The sequence below is a fragment of the Gemmatimonas sp. UBA7669 genome (genome assembly GCF_002483225.1).
GTDB lineage: Bacteria > Gemmatimonadota > Gemmatimonadetes > Gemmatimonadales > Gemmatimonadaceae > Gemmatimonas.
On the sequence record NZ_DLHL01000023.1, the window covers coordinates 1 to 24,942 of the forward strand.

The following is a 24,942-nucleotide window of genomic DNA, read 5'->3' on the forward strand; positions in this document are numbered from 1 at the left end:
GTAGACATTATTCAGGACGCGACATTGCCTGCCCCACACGGTCGGGTCTCTCACCTCATTGGTTGCTGGTTTCTCATCCTCTATTTCAGTCTGATCTCTCAACTTCCGGGCGCAGCCACTGATTTCTCACCCTCTCAAGTCCCGGATCCCAGAAGAGCGAGACCAACGGCCAGAAACGAGAGCCCTATCGAAGAACGCCTCCGCAAGGGAAATTCCGGGTCTCACCCTGAACAGAGGTTTCCCCTGATGACACATCGCACGCTGCATCGCGCGGCCGCGTTGGCCGCTCTCATTCTCGCGCCGCAGGTCCTCGCTGCGCAGGAAGACAAGTCGGTGGCCGTGAAGGGCGGCATCGAAATGCCCGGTTGGAAGGGCATCGTCGACGACAAGGAACTCAAGGCCGGTCTCACGGTCGACAGCGCGCACTTCCGCGCCATGGGCCCCGGCATGCACGCCACCACCGGCCCCGCCATCACCTACTGGAACCCGACCATGATGGGCAAGGGTGACTACACGGTGAAGGCCACGTTCAGTGAGCGCGAGTACATGGGACGCAACAATCATCCGCATCCCTACGGCATCGTGATCGCCGCCAACGACATGGGCACGCCCAACGCCAGCTATCTCTACTGCTCGGCCTACGGCAACGGCAACTTCATCGTGCGCGGCATGGGTCCTGCGCCGTTCCAGATGAATGGCCGCGGCACCGCGCATCCGGCCGTCAACAAGGCCGAGGCCAAGGGCAAGCCGGTCACGCAGGAAATCGCCATGTCGGTGAAGGGCGACAAGGTGTCCTGCAGCATCAACGGGCAGGAAGTGGCCAGCTACAGCAAGGCCGAACTGGTCGGCGCGGGCAAGCTCAAGAGCACCGACGGCGCCGTGGGCGTGCGCATGGGTCACAACACCGACGCGCATCTCGCCGGCTTCGCGCTCACCAAGAACTGACCAGCGCATTGATGACGCAGCAGAAGCAGGACACGACCGCCACCACAGCGGCATCAGCGCCATTGCGTGTGGCGGTCGTGGGAGTCGGCGGGGTAGGCGGCGTGTTTGGCGCGCGCCTCGCGCAGGCGGGTCATGACGTGCACTTCGTGGCGCGTGGCGCGACCGCCGAGGCCCTGCGCACACGCGGGCTGCATCTCGACAGCGTGGACGGTGATCTGCATCTGCCGCAGGTGGCCGTTCACGAGTCCGCCGCATCCGTCGGACCAGTAGACGTGGTGTTCGTGGCCGTCAAAGCCACGCAGGTGGCGGGCATCGCACCAACACTCACGTCACTCATTGGCGACGCCACCATCGTGGTGCCGCTGCAGAATGGCGTGGAAGCGGCCACCCTGCTGGCCGATGTGCTGCCGCCCCCGTCCGTCATTGACGGACTCTGCCGCGTCATGGCCATGCAGACCGCGCCGGGCCACATCCGGCACACGGCCGTCACGCCGGTGCTGGAGCTCGGCCCTCGCGCGGGGCAGACACTCGAGCCGGCGCGTGCCGCCACGCTCGACAAGCTCGTCGCAGCAGTGAAAGCCGCCGGTATGCATCCCATTGTGCCGCCCGACATGGCGGTGGCCATCTGGGAAAAATTCCTCTTCATCGAGCCGTTGGGCGCCGTCTGCGCCGCGGCGCACGAGGCCATTGGTCCGGTGCGCGAAACGCCGGCCACACGCGCCCTGCTCGATCAGGCCCTCGAGGAAGTGCTGGCCGTCGGACGCGCCATGGGCGTGACTTGGCCCGAACGCGCCAAGGCCGACGTCTGGGCGCGCTACGACGCGCTGCCGGCCGACGGGTCCACCTCGATGGCGCGGGACCTCATGGGCCGTCGCCCCAGTGAGTTCGATGCCCAGACGGGGGCGGTCATCCGCCTCGCGCGTCGTCATGCCGTGCCCGTGCCGGTGCATGACGTGCTCTACGCGGTGTTATTGCCCGCGGCCACGCCGGCCACCTGAGCCGAGTCGTCACGCGTCAAGCGCTGCTGGCCCTACGGCGCTGGCTTGCATTCACGTGCCGACGGCTTGGACCCGGTGCACCGGAACGCCTTGGCACGCAACAAGATTGCAGCGCGTTCGAGGGGTTGACCGTATCTTGTATAGATACCAAAGCAGTGAGTTTCCGAGAGCCGCCGTGTCGCGCGGCCTCGGCTGAAGTCAGGACTGGCACAGCGTCTCCCGCCTTGCTGTGCACAGTCCGCAGGTCCTCGCAGTAACTGCAGCACCTGATACCGCCGTGGAAGACAGCGCTCCCTCCTGCTGTCGTTTGCGTCGGCTACCCATGGGGTCCCCGCATGAAGGTTCTCCTCGCGTGGTCCGGCATCACCGCCACTGTCACGCTAGTGACGTCGATGTTGTCGACGCCACCGTCCGCGACGACCACACCGCCTGCCGTCACCATGCGCGCCGGCACGGCCTTGCACGCACCGTTGCGCGTGAGCAAAGCCCCGCTGCGCTACGGCGCGCGCGGTATGGCCATCGCCGCCCTCGACAGCACCGTGCAGCGCTATTGCGGCAGTTGCCACAACCCCACCATGCGGCGTGGCAATCTCAACCTGCGCGGCTATCGCATCGACGGCGCCAGTGATTCCATGGCGACGACCGAAAAGATCATCCGCAAGCTGCGTGCGGAGATGATGCCGCCGCCGGGTTCGCGTCGCCCCAAGGGCGATACGCTCACCGCGCTCGCGGAAACACTCGAACAGATCATGGACGCCGAGCCGGTGAACCCGGGCACGCGTGTCTTCCAGCGTCTCAACCGCGCTGAGTATGAGCGCGCGGTGCGTGACCTGCTGAATCTGCAGATCGATGCCGGCAACTGGCTGCCGCTCGACACCAAGAGCGCGAACTTCGACAACATCTCCGACGTGCAGTCGCTCTCGCCGATGTTGCTCGAGGGCTACCTCAATGCTGCATCGGCTGTCAGCCGCATGGCGCTGGGCGATCGCAAGGCGGCAAGCAGCCAGATCACGTACAAGACCTCACCGTTTGCCTCGCAGCATCCCTGGGATCACGTGGAAGGCACGCCGTATGGCACGCGTGGTGGCATGGTCGTGCTGCACACCTTCCCCGCCGACGGCATGTATCAGCTGCGCGTGAACGTGGGCGGCGGTGTGGGACGTCCCACGGAAGACGTGGACGTGTCCATCGACGGCGAACGCGTGGCGCTGCTGCACTACGATCGCGGCGTCAATCGCAACAGCGAGTCCGCCGACCTGCCTCTGGGCGCCGACTATCTGCTCACCGAACCCATTGCCATCAAGGGCGGTCAGCGTCGCGTGTCCATTGCGTTCGCGCGCAAGGCCGAAGGGCCGTACGAAGACCTGATCAAGCCGCATGAGTGGTCACGCGCGTCGGGTGCCACTGGCGCTCCCGGTACCACCGAGCCCGCCTACCTCATGGACGTGCTCATTACGGGGCCGAGCAAGATCACCGGCATTTCCGATACGCCGGCGCGTCGGGCGGTCTTCACCTGTGCGCCGCGTGAGGCGGCGGCGCAGAAGGCCTGCGCCGAGTCCATTCTCACGCGGGTGGCCACGCGCGCCTATCGTCGTCCGCTCACGCCCACCGATCGCGCGGCGCTGCTCAAGTTCTACGAGCAAGGCGCGCGCGTCGGCGGCATGGAAGGCTTTGAAGACGGCGTGCGTCTTGGGCTCCAGGCCATTCTCGCCAGCCCGCACTTCATCTTCCGCTTCGAGCGCGAACCCTCCGCGGCGAAGGCCGGCAGCGACTACAAGATCGACGACCTCGAACTGGCCACGCGCCTGTCGTTCTTCCTGTGGAGCACCATTCCCGACGAGCGTCTGCTCACGCTGGCGCAGCAGAAGCGCCTGTCGCAGCCGGCCGTGTTTCAGGCCGAGGTCAAGCGCATGATGCGCGACCCCAAGGCGGAGGCTCTGGCCACGCGCTTTGCGGGGCAGTGGCTGCGCTTGTCGGACCTGGAGAAGGTGCAGCCCGATGCCTTCCTCTTCCCGGACTTCGATCAGCAACTCGGCAACGCGATGGTGAAGGAAACCGAGTTGTTCTTCGAGGACTTGGTGCGCAAGGACAAGTCGGTGGTCACGCTGTTCACCAGCGACTCCACCTTCGTGAACGAGCGCCTCGCACGGCACTACGGCATTCCCGACGTCACCGGCACGCACTTCCGCAAAGTGGCCTATGCCGATGACCAGCGCCGCGGCGTGCTGGGCCATGGCAGCGTGCTCGTGCAGACCTCACTCGGCAACCGCACCTCACCCGTGCTGCGTGGCAAGTGGGTCATGGAAGTGCTGCTCGGCGCACCGCCGCCACCACCGCCGCCCAACGTGCCCGACCTCGAGCAGACCGCGGGCGCCAAGGAAGGCAAGCCGCTCACGACGCGCGAGCGCATGGAAGTGCACCGCGAGAATCCCACCTGCAAGAGCTGCCACAACTTCATCGATCCCATCGGGCTCGCGCTCGACAACTTCGATGTCACGGGCAAGCTGCGTTACCGCGAGAACGGCGCGCTGCTCGACACGCGCGGCAATCTGTACGACGGCACACCGTTGGTGACGCCGACCGATCTGACGACGGCGTTGCTCAAGCGGCCGGTGCCGCTGATGCGCAACTTCACGGAGAACCTCATGGCGTATGCGCTGGGACGCCGTGTGGAGGACTACGACATGCCCACCGTGCGCGCCATCGTGCGCACGGCGGAGAAGCAGGACTACCGCATGTCGGCGTTCGTGATGGGCGTGGTGACCAGCAAGGCTTTCCAGACCAAGCGGGCGGACGTCGTGTCTGCCGACGCCTCCCACTGATCGATCAACCGATCCACGCACCCGACCCGGAGCCTCCCGTGCAATTCCTCACGCAAAAGACCCTCGAGCGCCGCACCTTTCTGCAGGGCTTGAGTGCCACCATCGCCCTGCCGTATCTCGACGCCATGTCCCCTGCCGGCCGCTTCCTCGCCGGAGCGGGCAATGCGCCGGCCACCGGGCACACGCGGCTCGTGTGCATCGAGTCGGTGCATGGCGCCGCCGGCAGCAATACCTGGGGCGCGTCCAAGTTCCTCTGGGCGCCCGAGGGTGTGGGCAAGAAGTTCGAGTTCGTGCAGGATAGCGCGCTCATGCCCCTGCAGAACTGGCGCGACTATCTCACCATCGTCAGCAACACCGACACGCAGATGGCGGAGCCGTTTGACGCGCCGGAAATCGGTGGTGATCACTTCCGCTCGAGCGCGGTGTTCCTCACGCAGGCGCATCCCAAGCAGACGCAGGGCTCCGACTTGTATGTGGGCACCAGCTTCGATCAGTTGGTGGCGCGCAAGATCGGACAGGAGACGCCGCTGCCCAGCATGCAGCTCTGCATCGAGAATCTCGATCAGGCCGGCGGTTGCTACTACAACTACGCCTGCGCCTATACCGATACCATCAGCTGGGCCTCGCCCACTGAACCGCTGCCCATGATCCGCAATCCGCGGGCGGCGTTTGACCTGCTCTTCGGTGCCGGCGCCAACAACGCCGATCGCGCCGCGCGTCGCAAGGACAACGGCAGCATTCTCGACTGGGTGGTGGGTGAGATGTCCACGCTCAAGCGGCAGTTGGGTCCCGCCGATCGTCGCCGCGTCGATCAGTATCTCGACAACGTGCGCGAACTCGAGCGTCGCATTCAGATGGTGGAAACCAAGAACTCGAGCGGTGATGAGCGCCTGCTGCCCGAAGCGCCCACCGGGGTGCCGGATTCGTTCGAAGAGCACATGAAGCTCATGTTCGACATCCAGGTGCTGGCCTTCCAGTCGGACATGACGCGCGTGTTTTCGTTCAAGACGGGCCGCGATGCTTCGAGCCGCACGTACCCCGAGAGCGGCACCAACAAGGGCTTCCATCCCTCGTCGCACCATGGCGGTCGCGAAGCGGCCATCATGGAGTTCAATCTCATCAACAAGTATCACGTGAGCATGCTGCCGTACTTCCTCGAGCGCCTCAAGGCCACGCAGGACGGCGACAGCAACCTGCTGGACAACACGCTCATCGTGTACGGCTCGCCCATGGCCGACGGCAACGTGCACAATCACCGTCGCTGCCCGCTCATTCTCATGGGCGGCGCCAACGGCATGATTCCCACCAACACGCACCTCAAGGCACCCGACGGCACGCCCATGGCCGACGTGTTCCTCTCGCTGCTGCACAAGTTCGGCGTCGAGATGCCGTCGTTTGGTGACAGCGTGGCGCCGTTTGCCCTCTACACCAACGCCTGAGGCTCGCATGAGCAGCTCCAAACGGCAGGGCCGCTCGCGGCATGGTGCCTGGCTGACCGGCACGGCGGTGCTGGCCGCCATGACCATGCACGGGGTGGCCGCATCGGCGTTGGCACAGGATACCAAACCGGTCGTGCGCGTGAACAACGCGTCGCGGCCGGCGGCCACCGCATTGGCCGCGGCGGCCATGCGCGGCGACCTCGCCGAAGTGCGCGCGCTGATCGCACGTCAGGCCGATGTGAACGCCGCTACCGGCGACGGCATGTCGGCCCTGCATTGGGCCGCCGAGCGTGGCGATGCGGCCATGGTGCAGGCCCTGCTCAAGGCGGGTGCGTCTACTACGGGCCTCACCAAAAACGGCGGCTACACGCCGCTGCATGTGGCGGCCAGGGCCGGACACGGTGCGGCCGTGAAGGCGCTCCTGGCCGGCGGTGCCGATGCCAAGGCGCTCACCAGCACGGGCGCCACGGCGCTGCATCTCGCGGCCCAGGCCGGTGATGCGGTGGCGGTGAGCGCACTGGCCGGTGCCAAGGCCGATGTGAACGCACTCGAGACCGCATGGGGACAGACGCCGCTCATGTTTGCGGCGGCGGCCAATCGGCCGGCTGCGATCACGGCACTGCTCAAGGCCGGCGCCAAGCCCGGAGTAAAGACCAACACGCAGGATCTCACCGAAGAGCTCGCGCGTCAGCAGGCTGCAGCGCGCAAGCGCAACGAGGCCCTGTTCAACGCACTGCCGCAGACGGTCAAGGACAGCATCATCAAGGCCGCGGAGAAGGCCGCGCTCGCGGCGCCGGCCCTCGGTGCGCGCGGTGGTCCGCCGGGTGCTCCAGCGGCTGCGCAGCAGGCGCAACAGGCCCAGCCGCGTCAGATGGCGGGTGCAGCTGCTGGTGCTGCGGCAGGTGCTGCAGCGGCAGCCACCACGACCGCCAAGCCTGACTCGGCAAAGAAGTTCGAGTACAAGGTGGGCCTCGCCGCGCCGCCCACCAACGCCCTCACGCCCGAGCAGGTGCAGGAGGCCATTCTCGAAGGCCGCCGCGTCTACGAGCAGGAACTCAAGGACAAGTCCACCGAGCAGGTCATTCCCGCCGACACCACCAACGGGTTCCAGGCGGGCTACGAAGGGACCGTGGGCAGCATTGGTGGCCTCACGGCGCTGCATCACGCCGTGCGTCAGGGCAATGCAGCGGCCGCACTCGCGCTCATTGACGGTGGCGCCGACATCAACGAGCAATCGGCCAGCGACAGCACCACGCCGCTGCTCATGGCCACCATCAACGGCCACTACGACCTGGCCTTGCAGCTGGTCAAGCGCGGCGCCGATGTGAAGCGCGAAAGCATCCACGGCCTCACGCCGCTGTATGCCGCGCTCAACATCATGTGGCACCCCAAGTCGCGTTATCCGCAGCCGCAGGCCGTGCAGAACCAGAAGACCACGCACATCGAGCTCATGGACGCCATCATCAAGGCGGGCGCCGATGTGAACGTGCGGTTGCGCAAGAACATCTGGTTCTTCGGCTTCAGCAATTGCGGCAACGCCAACTGCGGCCTCGAGATGCTCGACGGCACGACGGCGTTCTGGCGTGCAGCGTATGCGGTGGACCTTGATGCCATGAAGTTGCTCAAGGCCGCCGGTGCCAACGACACCATTCCGTCCTATCGTCCGCCGCAGCAGAACCGTCGGCGTCCCGGTGGCTTTGGTGGTCCGGCCAACACGGCCATCGACGCTGAAGTCGATTCCGCGGCCAAGGCCGTGCCGCCCGGCATTGGCGTGTATCCCATTCACGCCGCATCCGGTGTGGGCTACGGCAACGGCTTTGCCGGCAACGCGCATCGTCATGCGCCCGATGGCTGGATGCCGGCCATCAAGTATCTCGTCGAAGAACTCGGCCACGACGTGAACAAGCGGGACCTGGGCGGCTACACGCCGCTGCATCATGCGGCCGCGCGTGGCGACAACGAGATGATCGAATATCTCGTGAGCAAGGGCGCGGACCCCAAGGCCGTGGCGCGGGACTTCAAGACCACCGTGGACATGGCCAACGGGCCGGTGCAGCGTCTGCGTCCCTATCCCGAGACCATTCAGTTGCTCGAGAAGATGGGCGCCAAGAACAGCCATCGCTGCGTGGGCTGCTGACGCGTCGCGCACGCACGTGACAACGGCCCGCTCCAGTGCATTGGAGCGGGCCGTTGTTGTTTGCTGTGGTGCTTACTTCTTTTCGCCCGCCAGCAGCAGCTTGATGTGTTCGTCGGCCTGCTGAATGCCGCCCTCGTCCTTGTCCCAGCCAATGCGTCCGTCGGCGTTGCCATCCACGCCCGCCACCAGCTGACCGCACACCGACGCGAGCTGCGTGGTGAGCGTGGCGGCCGTGGCGGCGTCCTTCGCCTCACGTATGCGCTTGGCCAGCTCAATGGCCTGCTCGGCGCGCTTCATGGCCGAGCGAGCGGCCGTGGCCACATGCTGCGCGTGGGTCTTCACGTTGGGCGACGCGCCCGGTTCCTTGGCTGCGAGTTCTACGTGCTGCGCCACGCCGCCGGCGGCGCGCACGAAGCCGAAGCCCTTGCCGGGGCCCGTCTTCTCGAGCTTGGGGTCGAGCGCGTGCAGCACATGGCCTGCGTGCAGCTGCATGGCCGCAAGATCGGTGGGTGTGCGCGTGGCCAGCGTGGCGTGCTGTGCGGCCACCTGCGCTTCCGCGAAAGCCATGGGCAGGAAGCCCACTTTGTCGGGCGTGTCCACGAAGCTGGTTGTGACGTGCCCAATGTGCGTGCCCACCATGCCGGCGGGCAGCGCACTGGCGGCCACGAAGCCGCGCACCACCGGCGGCGCCACACGACCTGGCAGCGGCGCGCCGGTGAGGCGGGCCACGACACTGTCAAACTGCGCGCGGTATTCCGCGTTGGTGCTGATGAGGAAGCGGCGGCGCAGATACTCGTCTTCCACGAGGCCCTTGGCCTTGAGCAGCGAGGTGATCTGCTCGCGCTTGCGCAGCGAGAGCTCGTGCTGCGCCTCGCCGGTCTTGTTGCGGGCTTGCGCCGAGCGTGCGTCGGCCGAGTCGTCGATGGCCACGAGCGCAAGATGCGTTTCGGCCAGCAGGCGGATGTCGGCCAGCGTCAGTGGGGCACGCGTGGCCCCGGCGGAGTCACGCGTGGCCGACGAACCCGACGCGGCGCCCTGTGCGTGCAGCGTGGGCGCGACGCCGAGCAGCGCAAACGCGAGGCCAGCGGCCAGCAGGTGCAGGGGGGAGGACCGCAGGGCGCGGCGAACGGCGGGAGGGGTGCACATCGGGGGGGGAGGAAGCATGCCCTATGCTCGCGCAAAAATGTCCACGGCGCAAATGGCGACGGGTATGCGATCAACTCTGGCGCGCTGGCGTGCCAAGGCACATTGTAGCGCCGAACCCATCACATCCACATCTGGAGCCTGACATGATTACGCGACGCCTGCGTCGTTCGTTCGTCCCGGCCGCGTGGTGCGCGGCGGCACTGACCGGACTGGCCGCCTCAGCCGGGGCCCAGGCGCCCACGCGTCCTGCGCCCGATCCGCGCAGCATGGGTGGTGGCAACTGCGCGCAGAACAGCTACAACTGCCGAGACACGCCCAATCCGTTGCCGGCCGCCAACACCGTGTGGATGGAAGAGATGACCTGGATGGATGTGCGTGATGCCATCAAGGCCGGCAAGACCACGGTGATTGTCACCACGGGTGGCATGGAGCCCAACGGCCCGTGGCTGGTGACGGGCAAGCACAACTACGTGCTGCACACCAACTGCGAAGCCATTGCCCGCAAGCTGGGCAACGCGCTGTGCGCGCCCATCGTGAAGTTCGTGCCCGAGGGCAGCGTGGAACCGCCCACGGGACACATGACCTCACCCGGCACCATCAGCATGCGTGAGGGCACGTTCCGCATGCTGCTCACCGACATCGTGACCAGCCTCAAGGCGCATGGTTTCGAGAAGATCATTCTCATTGGCGACAGCGGCGGCAACCAGGGCGGGCAGCGCGCGGTGGCCGATTCCCTTACGGCCATCTGGAAGGGCGCGCCCATCGTGGCGCATGTGCAGGAGTACTACGACTACGCGCGTGTGTCGGAGCACATGAAGAGCAAGGGCCTGGTGGAAGGCGCGTCGGACAACCTGCACGACGACGTGATCATCACGCTCAACATGATGATCGACGACCCGAAGAGTGTGCGCTACGCCGAGCGTGTGAAGGCCGGCAAGGCGACCATCAACGGCGTGTCGATTGCGGACAAGAAGAAGGCCGAGGCCTGGGCGAAGGAGATCGTGGAGTTCCGCGCGACGGTGACGGTGGAGGCGATCAACAAGGCGATTGCGAACAAGGGGACCCTGCCGGCGCCGCCGAGGAATAGGGGTGGGTGAGGGGGTGCATTGGCCCGGATGGCTCGGACGAGGCGTAAACGGCACGGATATGCGGTGCGGATGACGGGGTGTTGTTCGTCCTCCAAGGAACGTGCTCGGTCTGTCGGTCGCTCGTCTATTCCGCAGATAGTGTTGCGCAAGCATCGGTCTAAGCTCGCTCACTCGCGTAATCGGCAAGGGTGCATACTTTTCGCCCCTCTGGGCAGTCGGATCGTTCGCGCGCATTGTTCTCACACAGGCAAGTCTTCGTTACATGCACAAAGCGAAACCCTAAACATAGCACCTTCGCGATGCGGTTCCCATCTGGGACGGAAAGTCAAGAAGCGTTTCGTAAACGGGGGCGTCAGCTCCTCAAGAATCTCGAGGATCTCGCGCGGTCCATCGGGCAAGTTGTGATCGCCTTCAACGGTCTCGAGCGCGACGTTAGTGACGTTCTGGTCACCGTGCTTAAGTTGAGAAAGACTCCAGGGATGTGGGACTCTTTCCGGGCGTCGATGAGCTTCGCACAGCGCCTCGACCTGATTTGCGCGGTCTTTCTGCAGGCAGACCGAACTGAGGCTGAGCGTTCACTCCTTGCCTACTGCATGCGGAAGCTCAGGTACTATGAGGAGCGAAGAAACTACGTGGTTCATGCTACTTGGAGCACCGCCAGTTTCGGCGATCCTAATCTGCAGGGTAAGAAGGTGTCGACAAAAGGAGGCAAGGGACTTCGAGCAAGCGTCCAATCCGCGGACTGGGTGGACCTTGCTGTCCTCGCGGCAGAGATCGACTTGTTCTGCAGCCTCGACTTAGTTCAGCTGTACGGAGTTTGCCAAGGGGAAAGCACTAGTTGGTCCTCTCCGTTGATGGAGGAGTTCGTTCCCGATCTTCGAGATCGTGTACTGCGCGCTCGTGTAGATGGCAAATAGCGATCGCTACTGCGGGCGGGGCAGAATCAAGGAAGGCGGCTGGGTCGCTGCGCTCGCCTGCCGCATTGCAATCGGGCCCCGCAGCAGAGTTGGGCCTTTTGCAACTGAAGTCTGTTCCCGTGTTCCCAGCGAGTACGTTTAAGAATTCCTTCACTACCATGCCCTCCGCAGCCGAAGACCAATGAGCCGCGCACGCGTAGCGTTTGTGAATTCCCCGGTTCTGGCGTGGGCCCGAGGGGTCTCGCGCATTGATGAGCGAGTAGCCGCCAAGAAAGCCGGTGTTACTCCGGACAGACTCGCATCTTGGGAGTCAGGCGACGCGCTACCGACAATTCGACAAGCCAGGTTGCTTGCTACGGCCTATCGTGTGCCGTTCGCGACCTTCTTTTTGCCAGAGCCGCCTCACGGCATAACCAGAATCCCCAAAGACCTGCGGCGGCACGCCGGGGGAGTCGAAGAAGAAGTCGACTCGAACATACTTCTCGACGTCCGTGGTTCTTGGGAACGCCGAGAGATCGCTCTAGAGCTCCTCGCGAGCTCTGGGGGGCGCGCGGTCAGATTCGGCTTCAGTGCGACGATCTCAGAAGACCCTGAGGAAAGCGGAGCTCGGCTGCGAGAGGTGCTTGGCGTCGAACTTGAGGAGCAGGTGCGCTGGCGCGATGGTCGCATCGGCTTCAACAGGTTGCGCGCCGCCGCAGAGGGCGCAGGAGTGCTTGTACTTCAAACCTCCGACATCGAACTGTCCGCGCTACGCGCCTACTCGTTGGCGGCCGATGAGCTGCCCGTAGTCGTTGTAAACCGAAAGGATGCGTATGCGGCTCGGTCGTTCTCGCTGCTGCATGAGCTTGCTCACATCGGGCTCAAATCAGAGGGCATCTGCGACCTCTCCACTGATTCCTCAATGCCTCCCGAGGAGCAACAACTTGAGGTCTTCTGCAATGCGGTGGCGGCGGCTGCACTTATCCCCAGAGATGCGCTACTCCGCTTGCCAGACGTTCGACGCCACGACGGACAGACGTGGGATGACGCGGCGATTGCCAGTCTTGCCAAGACCTTTTCCTGCAGCCGCGAGGCGATTCTTCGTCGCCTTCTCACATTTGGACTCACAACGGAGAGGTTCTACCAACAGAAGAGGTCGCAGTGGCAGCTCGAATACGAGAGCCGGCCAGCGCCTGGCGGCTTTGTTCCGCCCCCCATTGACGCCGTAAGCTTGCTCGGGCGTCCCTTAGTTCGCTTGGTGCTTGACGGGCTTTCGAACGATCGCATCACGACGTCGGACGCGGCGGACTATCTGGGTGTTCGCTCAAAGCACTTGCCGGCGATCGCTGACGCCGTCGGGGCAAACGATTCGTGACAGACGAGATCTCAAAGCCTGTCTACGTCATCGACACCTGCTCTCTCACTGAACTCAAGAACAAGTACCCACAGAAGGCGTTCCCGTCTGTCTGGGACCTTGTCGAAGCCCTTGCGGGCGAGGGGCGCCTCATTTCAGTCGAAGAGGTCGCGGTGGAGATTGATGCCGTGGCCGATGAGGTGACTGAGTGGGCAAAGGCGCACGAATCAATCTTTGTCGAACTTGACGAGAAGCTCCAGCTGGCAACCAGAGTCGTTCTCGCGAAGTTTCCGAACCTCATCGATGTAAAGAAAAGAAAGTCTAGCGCTGATCCATTTGTCATTGCGCTAGCTCTTTTGCGGGAGGCAACTGTTGTCACTCAAGAGAAGCCCAGCGGAGGCCCCGGTAAGGTGAAGATCCCGGATGTCTGTCAGAGACTCGGCATCCCTTGCATCCCGCTTCTCACGATGCTTCTGAACGAAGGGCTCGGGTCGTAGGCGCTGGCGATTGAATGGACGGAGTTTCGCGAGCTAAGTGACACCTTGATTCGTCGCTCGCACTCGATCGAAGCGCTTGCGCTCATCGCTTAGCGTTAGTGCAACCACTGCAGAGTTGGGATATCGGGTTCAATTTCTAGCTATCACTTCGCTCCGACGCCTTCTGGCGTCGGCACCTAGCTATCTCGCGAGGTATGCGCGGGGCAAGGTGGTCGTCAACTTGGCCAACGCAATTCACGGGTCGGCCTGACCTCTCAGCATCGCGCAGGCATAACGGCGCGTTGGTGCCGACGACCGCCCGCCTGTCCGCTGCGTAACTCCCTCGCTGGCACTCAGTCGTTCACGGCGTCCCATTTGGGGCGGCCGCGGTACAACGCTAGTTTTAGACAGCGATCGGCAGCGACTGTAGGTTTAGGGGGACAGGAATGGCTGACCGTAAACGGCCTACCATTGTGCCCTGCTTGCCAACGCGGAGACCTCTATCTTTGGGTGCCCCCGTCGGCATAGGATTCGCCAAGGTACCCGCAAGCTGACTGCCGAAAGCCTCACAGCATGCCCGACCATAGCTCCTTCGCCAATCTCATCTGGCAGATCGCCGATCTCCTGCGCGGCCCCTACCGCCCGCCGCAGTACGAGCGCGTGATGCTGCCCATGACGGTGCTTCGTCGCTTCGACTGCGTTCTGGTCGAGAAGAAGGCGAAGGTCCTCGCCGCGCACGAGAAGCACAAGGGCGGCAAGCTCGCCGGCGACGCGCTCGACACCACGCTGAACAAGATCGCGGGCGAGCGCTTCCACAACCATTCACCGCTCGATTTCGAAAAGCTCAAGGGCGATCCGGACAACATCAACAAACACCTGGTCAGCTACATTAAGGGTTTCTCGGCGAACGTCCAGCGCATCTTCGAGTACTTCGAGTTCGAAGCCGAGATCGAGAAGATGCACGAGGCGAACATCCTTTACCTCGTGGTCTCGAAGTTCGCCGACGTCGATCTACATCCGTCGAACGTGCCGAACGAGCAGATGGGGCTGATCTTCGAGAACCTCATCCGCCGCTTCAACGAGCTCGCAAACGAGACGGCCGGTGACCACTTCACGCCTCGTGAAGTGATCAACCTCATGGTCCATCTGCTGTTCATGCACGACGACAAGCTGCTCGCCACGCCGGGTACCGTGCGCAAGCTGCTCGATCCGGCGTGTGGCACGGGCGGCATGCTGGCCGAGGCGCAGAGCTATCTGCGCAAGCACAACGCCGAGGCGAAGCTCTACGCCTACGGACAGGACTACAACAAGCGCGCCTTCGCCACGGCGGCCTCCGACATGCTCATGAAGGAAGTGAGCCACAACGGCGGCGGCGACAACGTCCGCTTCGGCGACATCTTCACCGACGACCAATTCCGGAACGACACCTTCGACTACTTCCTGAGCAACCCACCCTTCGGCGTTGATTGGAAGAAGCAACAGAAGGAGATCCAAAGGGAGCACGAGAAGCGCGGCTTCGACGGCCGGTTCGGCGCCGGCCTGCCGCGCGTGAACGACGGGGCGCTCCTGTTCCTGCAGCACATGTGGAGCAAGCGCGAGGACGTGAAGCCGAAGGAGCACAAGGACGGCTCGCGGCTTGCGATCGTCTTTTCCGGCTCGCCGATGTTCACGGGCGGTGCGGGCTCGGGCGAGAGCGAGATCCGCAGGTGGCTCCTCGAGAACGACTGGCTCGAGGCCGTCGTCGCGCTGCCGGAGTCGATGTTCTACAACACCGGTATCGGCACCTATGTCTGGATCGTGACGAACCGCAAGGAGAAGCGGCGCAAGGGCAAGGTGCAGCTCCTCGACGCGCGCGAGGTGTGGACCGCGGGCGGCAGCGAGGACAGTAAGCGCAGCCTCGGCGACAAGCGGCGGCACATGACCATCGCGCAGATTGACGAGACCGTGCGCCTCTACGGCAGGTTCGAAGAGGATCCGCGCTCCAAGATCTTCGACAACGCCGACTTCGGCTACACCCGCGTCACCATCGAGCGCCCGCTTCGCCTGCGCTACCAGATGACGACGGACGACAAGGCGCGCTTCCTCGACGCCTGCCCGCACCTGCTCGACGACGTGCAGGCCATCGACAAGGCGCTCGGCCGTGAGCCGCGCCTGGACTGGCCCGCGACGTGGGACGAAATCGAGGCGCTGCTGAAGAAGCGTGGGAGCCGCTGGAAGGCGACCGAGCAGAAGCTCTTTCGCTCGGTGTTCACGCAGCGCGACTCGAACGCCACGCCCGTGCCGGCGGGTGGTCTTAGCTTGAGCCTCGAAGCCGACGCCGACCTACGCGACTTCGAGAACGTGCCGCTCAAGGAGGACGTGGAAGTTTACTTCGCGCGCGAGGTGAAGCCGCACGTGCCGGACGCGTGGATGGACCGGAGCAAGGACAAGGTTGGCTACGAGATCAACTTCAACCGGCATTTCTACGTGCTCACGCCGCCGCGATCGTTAGCGGAGATCGACGCGGACCTCAAGGTCGCCGAGGAAGAGGTACTGCGTTTGCTGCGTGAGGTGACAGCATGAAGTGGCCCCTCCTGCAGCTGAAGCACGTTGCGCGCTTCGGGTACGGCGACTCGCTGCCCACGGACGAAGTGCAGAGCGGGCTCGTCTCCGTCTTCGGCTCAAACGGCCCGTACGGGACTCTTGGCCGGGCAAACACTCTCGGCCCTGCGATAGTAGTTGGGCGAAAGGGGTCGTATGGCAAAGTGAACTGGTCCGACGAACCTTGTTTCGCATCGGATACGACCTTTTACATCGACGCGTCCACCACGCTGCATAGCCTCAGGTGGCTCTATTGGCTCCTCCAGACCTTGCGTCTCGACCAGGGGTCTGACGAAGCTGCTGTGCCTGGGCTGAATCGCGAAGAAGCCTACGCGCGTCGGGTTCCGTTGCCGCCACCCAACGCGCAAAAGACCATCGCGCGATTCCTTGATTTCGAAACCCACAAGCTCGACAGTCTGCTCGCCGCCAGCCAGCGCGTCCTCGACTTGCTCGCCGAGAAGCGCAAGGCCATCATCGCCACCGCCGTTACGCGCGGGCTCGACCCAAAGGTGAAGCTGCGCGACTCCGGCGTGCCGTGGCTGAGCGAGATTCCGGCACACTGGGAGATCGAACGCGCACGCTGGCTCTTCCGCGAGCGCGACGTCCGCTCGACGACCGGTGACGAGGAGATGCTCACCGTCTCGCACCTCACAGGTGTCACGCCGCGGTCCGAGAAGGAGGTCAACATGTTCGAGGCCGAGACGAACGAGGGCTACAAGCTCTGCGAGCCCGGCGACCTCGTGATTAACACGCTCTGGGCGTGGATGGGCGCGATGGGCACCGCTCCCGTGAAGGGCATCGTCAGCCCCGCCTACAACGTCTACGAACCCGGCCCGCGCCTCACGCCCGCCTATATCGATGCGCTCGTCCGCCTCCCGGCGTTCGCCCAGGAGGTGACGCGGTACTCGAAGGGCGTCTGGTCCTCGCGCCTTCGGCTCTACCCCGAGGGCTTCTTCGAGGTCTACCTGCCGGTTCCGCAGCAAGGGGAGCAGCGCGCCATCGTCGCACACATCGCGCGTGAGACCGCGAAGCTCGACGCGGTGCGCGCGGCGACTGAACGCACCATCGCGCTGCTCAAGGAGCGTCGTTCCGCGCTCATCGCCGCTGCCGTGACCGGCCAGCTCGACGTGGCGGCGGTCGATGGTGCATACGGAGGCGCCGATGCGTATTGATCTTCTGCGGGTGGAGAACTTCAAGGGCTTCTCACAACGCGAGCTCGCCTTCCATCCCGAGTTCAACCTCGTCATTGGCGAGAACGGCACCGGCAAGACATCCGTTCTCGATGCTCTGGCGGTGGCCGCGGGTAGCTGGTTCCTCGGCCTCCGCGGTTACGACAGCCGCCACATTCGCTCAGAGGACGTGAGGCTCAAGGGCAGCGAAGCGGAAGCGTCTGTTACGTGGGAGCAACAGTTCCCTTGCGTTGTCGAGGCTCAGGGTGTTGCGCTAGACCAAGTCCTTGCTTGGCGTCGCACTGTCGACGGCCCGGGCGGACGCACGACTTACCGAGAGGCGCGGGACATCAAGTCCCTCGGAGAGCAGACCGAACGCGCCGTTCGCGAGGGCGAGAAGGTCGTCTTGCCACTCATCTCCTACTACGGCACCGGTAGGCTCTGGGACGTGCCGCGCGAGCAGAGCAAGGTTCGAATGCCTGCAACAGGAGGGTCCAAGACGCACCGGTCGCGGCTCGAAGGGTATCGAAACAGCGTCGATCCGCGGCTTTCCGTAGCCGCCCTCGTCAACTGGATTGCACAGCAGTCTTGGCTGACCTTTCAGCAGGAAGGCAGGGAGACGAGCACCTTCGCAGTCGTGCGGGATGCGCTCGTACGCAACGTCCAAGGTGCTCGGCAGCTCGCATTCGATGCGCGACTGGGAGAGGCTATCATTCACTTCGAGAACGGCAAGAAGCAACCGTTCATGAATCTCAGCGACGGTCAGCGCTGCATGCTCGCTGTCGTTGGCGACATGGCGCAGAAGGCCGCAACCCTCAATCCGCACTTGGGCGAACGCGTACTTGCTGACACCCCGGGCCTGGTCTTGATTGACGAGCTCGATCTTCACCTCCATCCAACCTGGCAACGTCACGTCATCGAGGACCTGAGGACGACGTTTCCACGGGTTCAGTTCATCTGCACAACGCACTCACCGTTCTTGATTCAGTCGCTTCGTTCTGGCGACGAGCTCGTGATGCTCGACGGCCAGCCGACAGCACAGCTTGCGGATCTCTCGATCGAGGATATCGCTCGCGGTATTCAGCGAGTTCCGGACACCAGTGTGAGCGCTCGATATACCGAGATGAAACAGGTCGCCAAGCACTACCTCGAGACCTTGGAGGAAGCTGCGAAGGCGCCGGCGGACAAGCTCGCAGACTACAAGCAGCGCCTTGCAGCGGGCATCGCGCCCTACGCCGACAACCCTGCGTTTCAGGCGTTTCTGGAAATGAAGCGCGCCGCCAAGCTCGGTGAGTAGTCATGCGCCCTGTCCGTCGAGGCGCCTCGCCGCAGAACCACGACTTCGACAACTACAGGGATGCCTTCCCTCAACTTGTCGGCCGCCTTGGGTCATTCTGTAGTTTCTGCGAACGCCGCATCGCCACCAACCTTGCTGTCGAGCATATCCAACCAAAGAAGGGGCCGTTTGCTCACCCGACGCTCGTCGGGCGTTGGGAGAACTTCCTGCTCGCCTGCGTAAACTGCAACTCGACGAAGGGCGACAAGGACGTAGGCCTTGCAGCCTTTCTGTTGCCGGATAGAGACAACACCTTCGTCGCCTTCAGTTACGCGGAGGATGGAGCCATCAGGGTTGACGGGGGGCTCTCGACCGTTGCTACGGCCCAGGCGCGAGCAACATTGTCGCTCGTGGGGCTCGACAAGCGCATCGCGCAGACATTCGACGAGAACGGGAAGCTCGTTGCGATAGATAGGGTATCGCAGCGCATGCAGGCCTGGCTTCTGGCCCTGACGAGCAAGGAAGATCTCGACGAGGAACCACAGTGCGCACCGCTTCGGCGTCAGATCGTTCGTACCGCAGTGGAGTCCGGTTTCTTCTCCATCTGGATGACCGTCTTCGCCCAGGATGCGGACATGCGAGGGCGACTGATCGACGCCTTCGATGGCACCCGAGGCAGTGGCTGTTTCGACGCGACCAACGTCCCCGTGCGACCCGCGCCGAACCCCGATGCCCTTGCTCACGGGGGAAAGGCGTGACCGACCAAACCTCGCTAGAAGGCGAGCTGATCCTCTACCGCACCGCCGACGACGCTGTGTGGGTCGAGGTGCTCTACGAGCCCGAGACCTTCTGGCTCGACCAGAAGCGCATGGCCGAGCTGTTCGGCGTCGACGTCCGCACCGTCAGCTGCCACTTGAAGAGAATCTACGCCTCGGGGGAGCCTGGCCCGGAGGCAGCTCTCCGAAGGATCTGGAGAGCTCAGCGCGAGGGAAATCGAAGGCTAGGCGCGATCGAGTTCTACAACCACGCCGAGCAACTGTACGACAAGTTCCGCGTGCACCGAGACCACGAGTTCGAGAACGACTTCGAGGCTGACGTGATGCGCATCGAATCGAAGCGCCCCAAGAAGATGAAGCAGGAACCGTGACGAGCTCGCCCCGACACTCCGAGGCCGCGTTCGAGACGGTCATCGAGCACCACCTTCTCGGGCACGGCTACGTCGCCGTCGCGCGCGAGGGCTTTGACCGCGAGCGCGCCATCTTCCCGTCCGTGGTCCTCGACTTCATCAAGGACACCCAGCCCAAAGAGTGGGCGAAGCTCGAAGCCCTACACGGGCCGAAAACGGGCGAGCAGATCCTCACCGACCTCTGCAAGTGGATGGACGCGAACGGATCACTCGCGACGATTCGCCACGGCTTCAAGTGCTATGGGCGCAAGCTCTCCGTCGCCTACTTTAAGGCCGCGCACGAGCTGAACCCCGAACTTGAGGAGCGCTATGCAAAGAACCGGCTTGGCCTCACCCGCCAGCTCCGCTTCTCAACGCGCTCCGAAAAGTCGCTCGATGTCACACTTAGTGTGAACGGTATCCCCATCGCGACGCTCGAGCTGAAGAACGCGATGACCGGGCAGACCGTCGAGCATGCTCGGCAGCAATACAAGCAGGACCGCGACCCGCGCGAGACCATCTTCGAGTTCAAGAAGCGCACGCTTGTGCACTTCGCCGTCGACACCGACACGGTGCTCATGACAACGCGCCTCGCGGGCAGCGCCACCCACTTCTTGCCCTTCAACAAGGGCGACGGTGGCGGGGCTGGCAACCCTGCCGATCGCCAAGGCCGGAGCTACCGCACCGCCTACCTCTGGGAAGAGGCGCTCGCTCGGGACAGCTTGCTCGACCTTCTTGCGCGCTTCCTTCATCTTCAGGTCGACGAGAAGCGCGACGATCAGGGCCGCAAGGTGAAGACCGAGCAGATGGTCTTCCCTCGCTACCACCAGCTTCAGGCAGTGCGCCTCCTCGTGGAGTCTGCTCGCACGGAAGGCCCGGGGCACAATTACCTCGTCGAGCACTCGGCCGGTAGCGGCAAGAGCAACACGATCGCCTGGCTCACGCACCGGCTTGCATCGCTCCACGACGAGGGAAACCGGCGCGTCTTCGACAGCGTCATTGTCGTCACCGATCGCGTGGTGCTCGACCAGCAACTCCAAGACAACATCTATCAGATCGAGCACAAGCGCGGCGTCGTGCAGAAGATCGACGAGAGCTCGCGCCAGCTCGCCGAGGCGCTCGAGAGCGCCGTACCGATCATCATAACCACGCTGCAGAAGTTCCCCTTCGTCTCCCGCCAGCTGCTGAAGATGGCCGAGGAGCGCGGGGAGGCGGGCGCGGGGACGCTCCAGACCCGACGCTGCGCGGTCGTCATCGACGAGGCGCACAGCTCCCAGGGCGGCGAGACCGCGACGGACCTGAAAGAGGTGCTCGGCGGCGAGGCACTCCGCAATGAGGCTCAGAAGCGGGCTGCCGAGGAAGGTCGAGAAGATCTCGAGGAGCTGTTCCGGAGCATGGCCAAGCGCGGCCGGCAGGCGAACCTGAGCTTCTTCGCCTTCACGGCCACCCCGAAGCACAAGACGCTCGCGGTGTTCGGGCGCAGCGGCAAGCCGGCGCACCGCTACACGATGCGGCAGGCGATCGAGGAGGGCTTCATCCTCGACGTGCTTAAGAGCTACACGACGTACGCGATCTACTTCCGGCTCCTGAAGTCATGCGAGGACGATCCGAACGTCGAGCGCAAGAAGGCGGCTCGCGCGCTGGCCCGCTTCCTCAAGCTCCATCCGCACAACATCGCCCAGAAGACTGAGGTGATGGTCGAGCATTTCCACGCCGGCCCCCGCCATAAGATCGGCGGGCGCGCGAAGGCGATGGTGGTGACAGGCTCACGTCTCGAGGCTGTTCGCTACAAGCAGAGCTTTGACAAGTACATCAAGGACAAGGGCTACCCGATCAAGTCGCTCGTGGCCTTCTCCGGCGCAGTGCCGGACGACAAGCTCGCCAACGTCTTGTACACCGAGGAGGCAATGAACGGCGGGCTGCGCGAGAAGGAGCTGCCCGAGAGCTTCGCCTCCCCCGAGTACCAGGTGCTCCTAGTCGCGGAGAAGTACCAGACCGGCTTCGATCAGCCGCTCCTCCACACGATGTACGTGGACAAGCGGCTCGCCGGCATTCAGGCCGTACAGACACTCTCGCGGCTCAATCGCATACACCCGGTGAAGGAGGACACCTTCGTCCTCGACTTCGTGAATAACCGCGACGAGATCCGCGAGGCGTTCAAGACCTACTTCGAGGGCGCGGAGATCGGAGAGGAGGTCGACCCGACGCGGCTCTACGCCATCAAGGGCGAGCTCGACGCGGCGGGAATCTACCTCGACGAGGACATCGCGCGGTTCTGCGACGTGTACTTCAAGCCCAAGCAGAAGCAGAGCGCCCTCGACCACCAGGCGATGAACGCCGCGCTCGATCCCGCAGTCTCACGATTCAAGGCGCGCTCCGAGGAGAGCCCCGACGAGACTGAGCTGTGGCGTGGCAAGCTACAGGCGTTCCAGAACCTGTACGGCTTCCTTAGCCAAGTAATTCCGTATCAGGACTCCGACCTCGAGCGCCTCTACGTGTTTGTGCGTCATCTAATGATGAAGCTTCCGCGCCGTGCCAGCGGAGCGGCCTACCAGTTCGATGACGAGGTCAAGCTCGAGTACTACCGGCTGCAGAAGATCAGCGAAGGGTCCATCGCGCTCAAGGACGGCGAGGCGCGGAAGCTTGACGGGCCGGCCGAGGTCGGAAGCGGCGTGCTGCGCGAGCAGCCGGTACCGCTCTCGCAGCTCATCGACGTCGTCAACGAGCGCTTTGGGACCGACTTCAACCAGGCCGATCAGCTCTTCTTCGATCAGATCGTCGAGGCCGCCATGGGTGACGACGGCCTGCGTCGCGCGGCGGCCGTGAACCCGGGCGACAAGTTTGAGCTGCTTTTCAAGAACGTGCTCGAGCGGCTCTTCGTCGACCGAATGGACCAGAATGAGGACATATTCGTTCGCTTCATGAACGATGTGCCCTTCCAGAAGGTGGTGACGTCATGGATGGCCGACGAAGCCTACCGACGGCTACGCACGCCTATCGCAGATACCGCGTCTGCCATGAACAGCCAGGTGCGCCCATTGCTGTCTGTTGTTGAGGCGACTCCGGATCAACGCTACAAGACCCACGTGCCGCTTGTACCGCTCAAGATCGCAGCAGGCTCCTTTGGAACTCCGCAATGGGTTGGGGATGAAGGGCTCGAGTGGGTTGAGGTTAGCACAAGCCACCAACTCCGCCGCGGAATGTTTGTGGCACAAGTCGTCGGAAAGTCCATGGAGCCACTGATTCCAGATGGAGCTTGGTGCTTGTTTCGCGCTTCAGAAGCGGGCACTCGACAGGGCAAGATCGTTCTCGTACAGCTACGCGATGCGACCGACCCGGAAACTGGCGAGCGTTATACCGTGAAGCGGTACGTGAGCGAGAAGACGTCATCGGATGATTCGTGGCGGCATCAACGAATTGTGCTTCACCCAGTCAACCGAGACTATCCGCCCATAGTGCTGTCAAACAGCGACGACGGCGACGTTAGTGTCGTCGCAGAGTTTGTCGAGGTTCTCGGCGCGACCAACACTTAGAGGAATCACCATGTCACCCTCATGCCCATGTCTCGCTGAGACTATGAAAGCGGATCCAAAAGTCGAAAGAATACTGAGGAAGCAAGCGAGCCGCCTTGGTATTCAGTCAAGGCACGATCGAGACTCTCGCTTCGATTCGCCATACTTCCATTCTTGGTCCGTCTCAACCGTAGGCAGATGGCACACAGAGTAGATCGAAAGGCAGGTGAAAAGATCTCAAGGTGGCGGCTGAAGGAGCTGCTAGGTACCGGAGGCAATGCCGAGGTGTGGACAGCTGCCGACGGCGACGGGTCCGTTGTTGCGCTGAAGATTCTCCGACAGATCAAGCCGCAAAGCGAACCGTATCAGCGGATGCGCTCTGAAGTGAGTGCCCTTGAGCAGATCGGCGCACACCCAGGCGTCCTTCCGCTGCTTGAGTCGTCCTTGCCTGAACATCCGTCAAAAAGTGAACCCGCGTGGCTTGCAACGCCCGTTGCTGTGCCGATCCGTGAGGCATTGGCAGGCACTGACAACCTTAGGGATGTAGTGAGTGCTGTCGCCAGCGTCGCAAACACGCTAGCCAGTTTGGCGAAAGTACATGGCATCTACCATCGAGACATTAAGCCAGAGAACCTCTACAGGCTCGGAGATGACTGGGTGGTTGGGGATTTCGGTCTCGTAACATTTCCTGACAAAGAGTCCGTCACTGCCGTCGGCCGACTGATAGGGCCAACATACTACCTAGCGCCTGAGATGTTTCGAGGGGACGTGGTAGATCCAGGTCCAGCAGATGTATACGCATTGGCGAAAACGCTCTGGGTACTTGCATCAGGCCAGTCTTTCCCGATGCCCGGACACCTGTCAATCGATACAGAACTATTTCGATTGAGCGGATTCACTGCTGGCGAAGGATTGCGGCATCTTGACATTCTTATTGATCGGTCGACACGGGTGGACCCAAGGGCAAGACCAAGCATGATCGACATCAAGAACGAGCTACAGGCCTGGTTGGCACCTTCGGCTGAGAGTGATGGCATGCAGTCAGTCTCAAGGAGCGTCGTGGACCAAGTTGCACCTCGGTTTAGTGCTCGAAAAGCCACAATCGCCAGCTACGAACGGCGGAAAGAGATCGCACGTAAGATCGAGAACTACGGCAGAGCTAGGTTACAGGTCGTAATAGATGCGGTCGCTGGTGCAACCGGTCTAGAAGAAGAGCACGGCGTAACGAGCTTTCGAGAGGCGCCAGAGGTTGCGAAGGCGCTTAACACCGGTGAGCCAGGATATCCAAACTTTCGTGCTGTTGCCTTCCATGCACCACGGCTGCCACACGAAAGGGAGAAGCGTACCTCTCTCGTGTTGGGCTTGGCATTTCCTATGGATTCGGACAACAACACTCATTGGTTTGGAGGCTTCGTGCTATTCCATGACAGGCGCGTTGCGGGAACGTGGCTCACAACAGTAGAGGTAGCGCCCGCTGAGTCGGCCCTATCCGAAGAAGCAGAAAGGAAGGTAATTAGGCAGCTTGAGCAATATCTCGATGCAGCTTTACTAGCGTTTGTTGAGTATGTCAGCTAGCTAGGAGCGCAGGGTTGCGCTAACTGCAGACAAGGTAAGAGTGCCTACGGAGCGCCCAAGATGGTGGATTCCTCTCGAATCATCGTTCTCGCAGACTTCATGAAGGAGCCGAAGCTCACTATTTGTCGGCCCATAGTGGTCCTGAAGGATGTGAAGGGTAGACGCGATCACACAGCCCCAGCAGAAAGCATCCCCATATCACGTCCGTAGTCCACCGCCCTCACCTCGGCACCAACCCCACCGCCCGCAACGGCCCACCGGACCCACCCTCAATCTTCATCAGCAGTGCCAGCACATACGCTCCTGTCGCCGGCAATGAATCAAGATTGGTGAGGTTCTCGGGTAATCCCCCCACTTGTAGGGG

Annotated in this window: 15 protein-coding genes and 3 pseudogenes; 17 read left to right on the top strand and 1 reads right to left on the bottom strand. The window is 63.1% G+C overall.

Going from position 1 to position 24,942, the window contains the following annotated elements; translation table 11 throughout:
* Positions 1 to 246: 246 nt before the first annotated feature.
* The 5 genes from B2747_RS06750 (at position 247) to B2747_RS06770 (ending at position 8,341) form a co-directional block, all read left to right on the top strand.
* Positions 247 to 945: a hypothetical protein gene (locus B2747_RS06750; RefSeq protein ID WP_291158259.1), complete on the top strand. Its 699-nt coding sequence runs from the start codon at positions 247 to 249 to the stop codon at positions 943 to 945.
* Positions 946 to 956: 11 nt separating this feature from the next.
* Positions 957 to 1,943: a 2-dehydropantoate 2-reductase gene (locus B2747_RS06755; protein ID WP_291158262.1), complete on the top strand. Its 987-nt coding sequence runs from the start codon at positions 957 to 959 to the stop codon at positions 1,941 to 1,943.
* Between the two features lie 335 nt (positions 1,944 to 2,278).
* Positions 2,279 to 4,765 carry a DUF1592 domain-containing protein gene (locus tag B2747_RS06760; protein WP_291158264.1) on the top strand — a complete coding sequence of 829 codons (2,487 nt, stop codon included), beginning with the start codon at positions 2,279 to 2,281 and terminating at the stop codon, positions 4,763 to 4,765.
* Positions 4,766 to 4,803: 38 nt separating this feature from the next.
* Complete coding sequence (locus tag B2747_RS06765; RefSeq protein WP_291158267.1) at positions 4,804 to 6,204, top strand: DUF1552 domain-containing protein; 1,401 nt, start codon at positions 4,804 to 4,806, stop codon at positions 6,202 to 6,204.
* 7 nt (positions 6,205 to 6,211) lie between these two features.
* A complete protein-coding gene (locus B2747_RS06770) occupies positions 6,212 to 8,341 on the top strand; it encodes an ankyrin repeat domain-containing protein (RefSeq protein WP_291158270.1) in 2,130 nt (709 codons plus the stop codon).
* Positions 8,342 to 8,413: 72 nt separating this feature from the next.
* On the opposite strand, the gene B2747_RS06775 is transcribed toward B2747_RS06770, so the two are convergent.
* Positions 8,414 to 9,487, bottom strand: coding sequence for a hypothetical protein (locus B2747_RS06775; RefSeq protein ID WP_291158273.1), 1,074 nt, complete (start codon positions 9,485 to 9,487; stop codon positions 8,414 to 8,416).
* Between the two features lie 143 nt (positions 9,488 to 9,630).
* On the opposite strand from B2747_RS06775, the gene B2747_RS06780 reads away from it, so the two are divergent.
* The 12 genes and pseudogenes from B2747_RS06780 to B2747_RS06825 all read left to right on the top strand — a co-directional run bounded on the left by B2747_RS06780 (position 9,631) and on the right by B2747_RS06825 (position 24,578).
* Positions 9,631 to 10,584 (top strand): creatininase family protein, encoded by a 954-nt coding sequence (locus tag B2747_RS06780; RefSeq protein ID WP_291158275.1) that lies wholly within the window; start codon positions 9,631 to 9,633, stop codon positions 10,582 to 10,584.
* Positions 10,585 to 11,673: 1,089 nt separating this feature from the next.
* Positions 11,674 to 11,859, top strand: a pseudogene (locus B2747_RS20240) (helix-turn-helix domain-containing protein); the annotation flags it as partial.
* Positions 11,860 to 12,846, top strand: a complete 987-nt coding sequence (locus tag B2747_RS06785) for an ImmA/IrrE family metallo-endopeptidase (RefSeq protein ID WP_291158278.1) — start codon at positions 11,860 to 11,862, stop codon at positions 12,844 to 12,846.
* Positions 12,843 to 13,322, top strand: a complete 480-nt coding sequence (locus tag B2747_RS06790) for a DUF4411 family protein (RefSeq protein WP_291158281.1) — start codon at positions 12,843 to 12,845, stop codon at positions 13,320 to 13,322. The genes B2747_RS06785 and B2747_RS06790 overlap by 4 nt, the downstream gene beginning before the upstream one ends.
* A gap of 552 nt (positions 13,323 to 13,874) precedes the next feature.
* Entirely contained in the window at positions 13,875 to 15,863 is a 1,989-nt protein-coding gene (locus tag B2747_RS06795; RefSeq protein WP_291158284.1) for a type I restriction-modification system subunit M, read from the top strand.
* Entirely contained in the window at positions 15,860 to 17,053 is a 1,194-nt protein-coding gene (locus B2747_RS06800) for a restriction endonuclease subunit S (protein ID WP_291158286.1), read from the top strand. The genes B2747_RS06795 and B2747_RS06800 overlap by 4 nt, the downstream gene beginning before the upstream one ends.
* The gene (locus tag B2747_RS06805; protein ID WP_291158289.1) at positions 17,043 to 18,347 is read left to right on the top strand and encodes an AAA family ATPase; all 1,305 of its coding nucleotides are present in this window, start codon (positions 17,043 to 17,045) and stop codon (positions 18,345 to 18,347) included. The genes B2747_RS06800 and B2747_RS06805 overlap by 11 nt, the downstream gene beginning before the upstream one ends.
* Positions 18,348 to 18,349: 2 nt before the next feature.
* Positions 18,350 to 19,084 (top strand): HNH endonuclease, encoded by a 735-nt coding sequence (locus tag B2747_RS06810; protein WP_291158292.1) that lies wholly within the window; start codon positions 18,350 to 18,352, stop codon positions 19,082 to 19,084.
* Positions 19,081 to 19,473: a hypothetical protein gene (locus tag B2747_RS06815; RefSeq protein ID WP_291158295.1), complete on the top strand. Its 393-nt coding sequence runs from the start codon at positions 19,081 to 19,083 to the stop codon at positions 19,471 to 19,473. Before B2747_RS06810 ends, B2747_RS06815 begins: the two co-directional genes overlap by 4 nt.
* Positions 19,470 to 22,487 (top strand): annotated as a pseudogene (locus tag B2747_RS06820) (type I restriction endonuclease subunit R); the annotation flags it as partial. The gene B2747_RS06815 and the pseudogene B2747_RS06820, both read left to right, overlap by 4 nt.
* A 120-nt stretch (positions 22,488 to 22,607) precedes the next feature.
* A pseudogene (locus tag B2747_RS20145) lies at positions 22,608 to 23,024 on the top strand (S24 family peptidase); the annotation flags it as partial.
* A gap of 153 nt (positions 23,025 to 23,177) precedes the next feature.
* Entirely contained in the window at positions 23,178 to 24,578 is a 1,401-nt protein-coding gene (locus tag B2747_RS06825) for a protein kinase domain-containing protein (protein ID WP_291158301.1), read from the top strand.
* Positions 24,579 to 24,942: the final 364 nt, after the last annotated feature.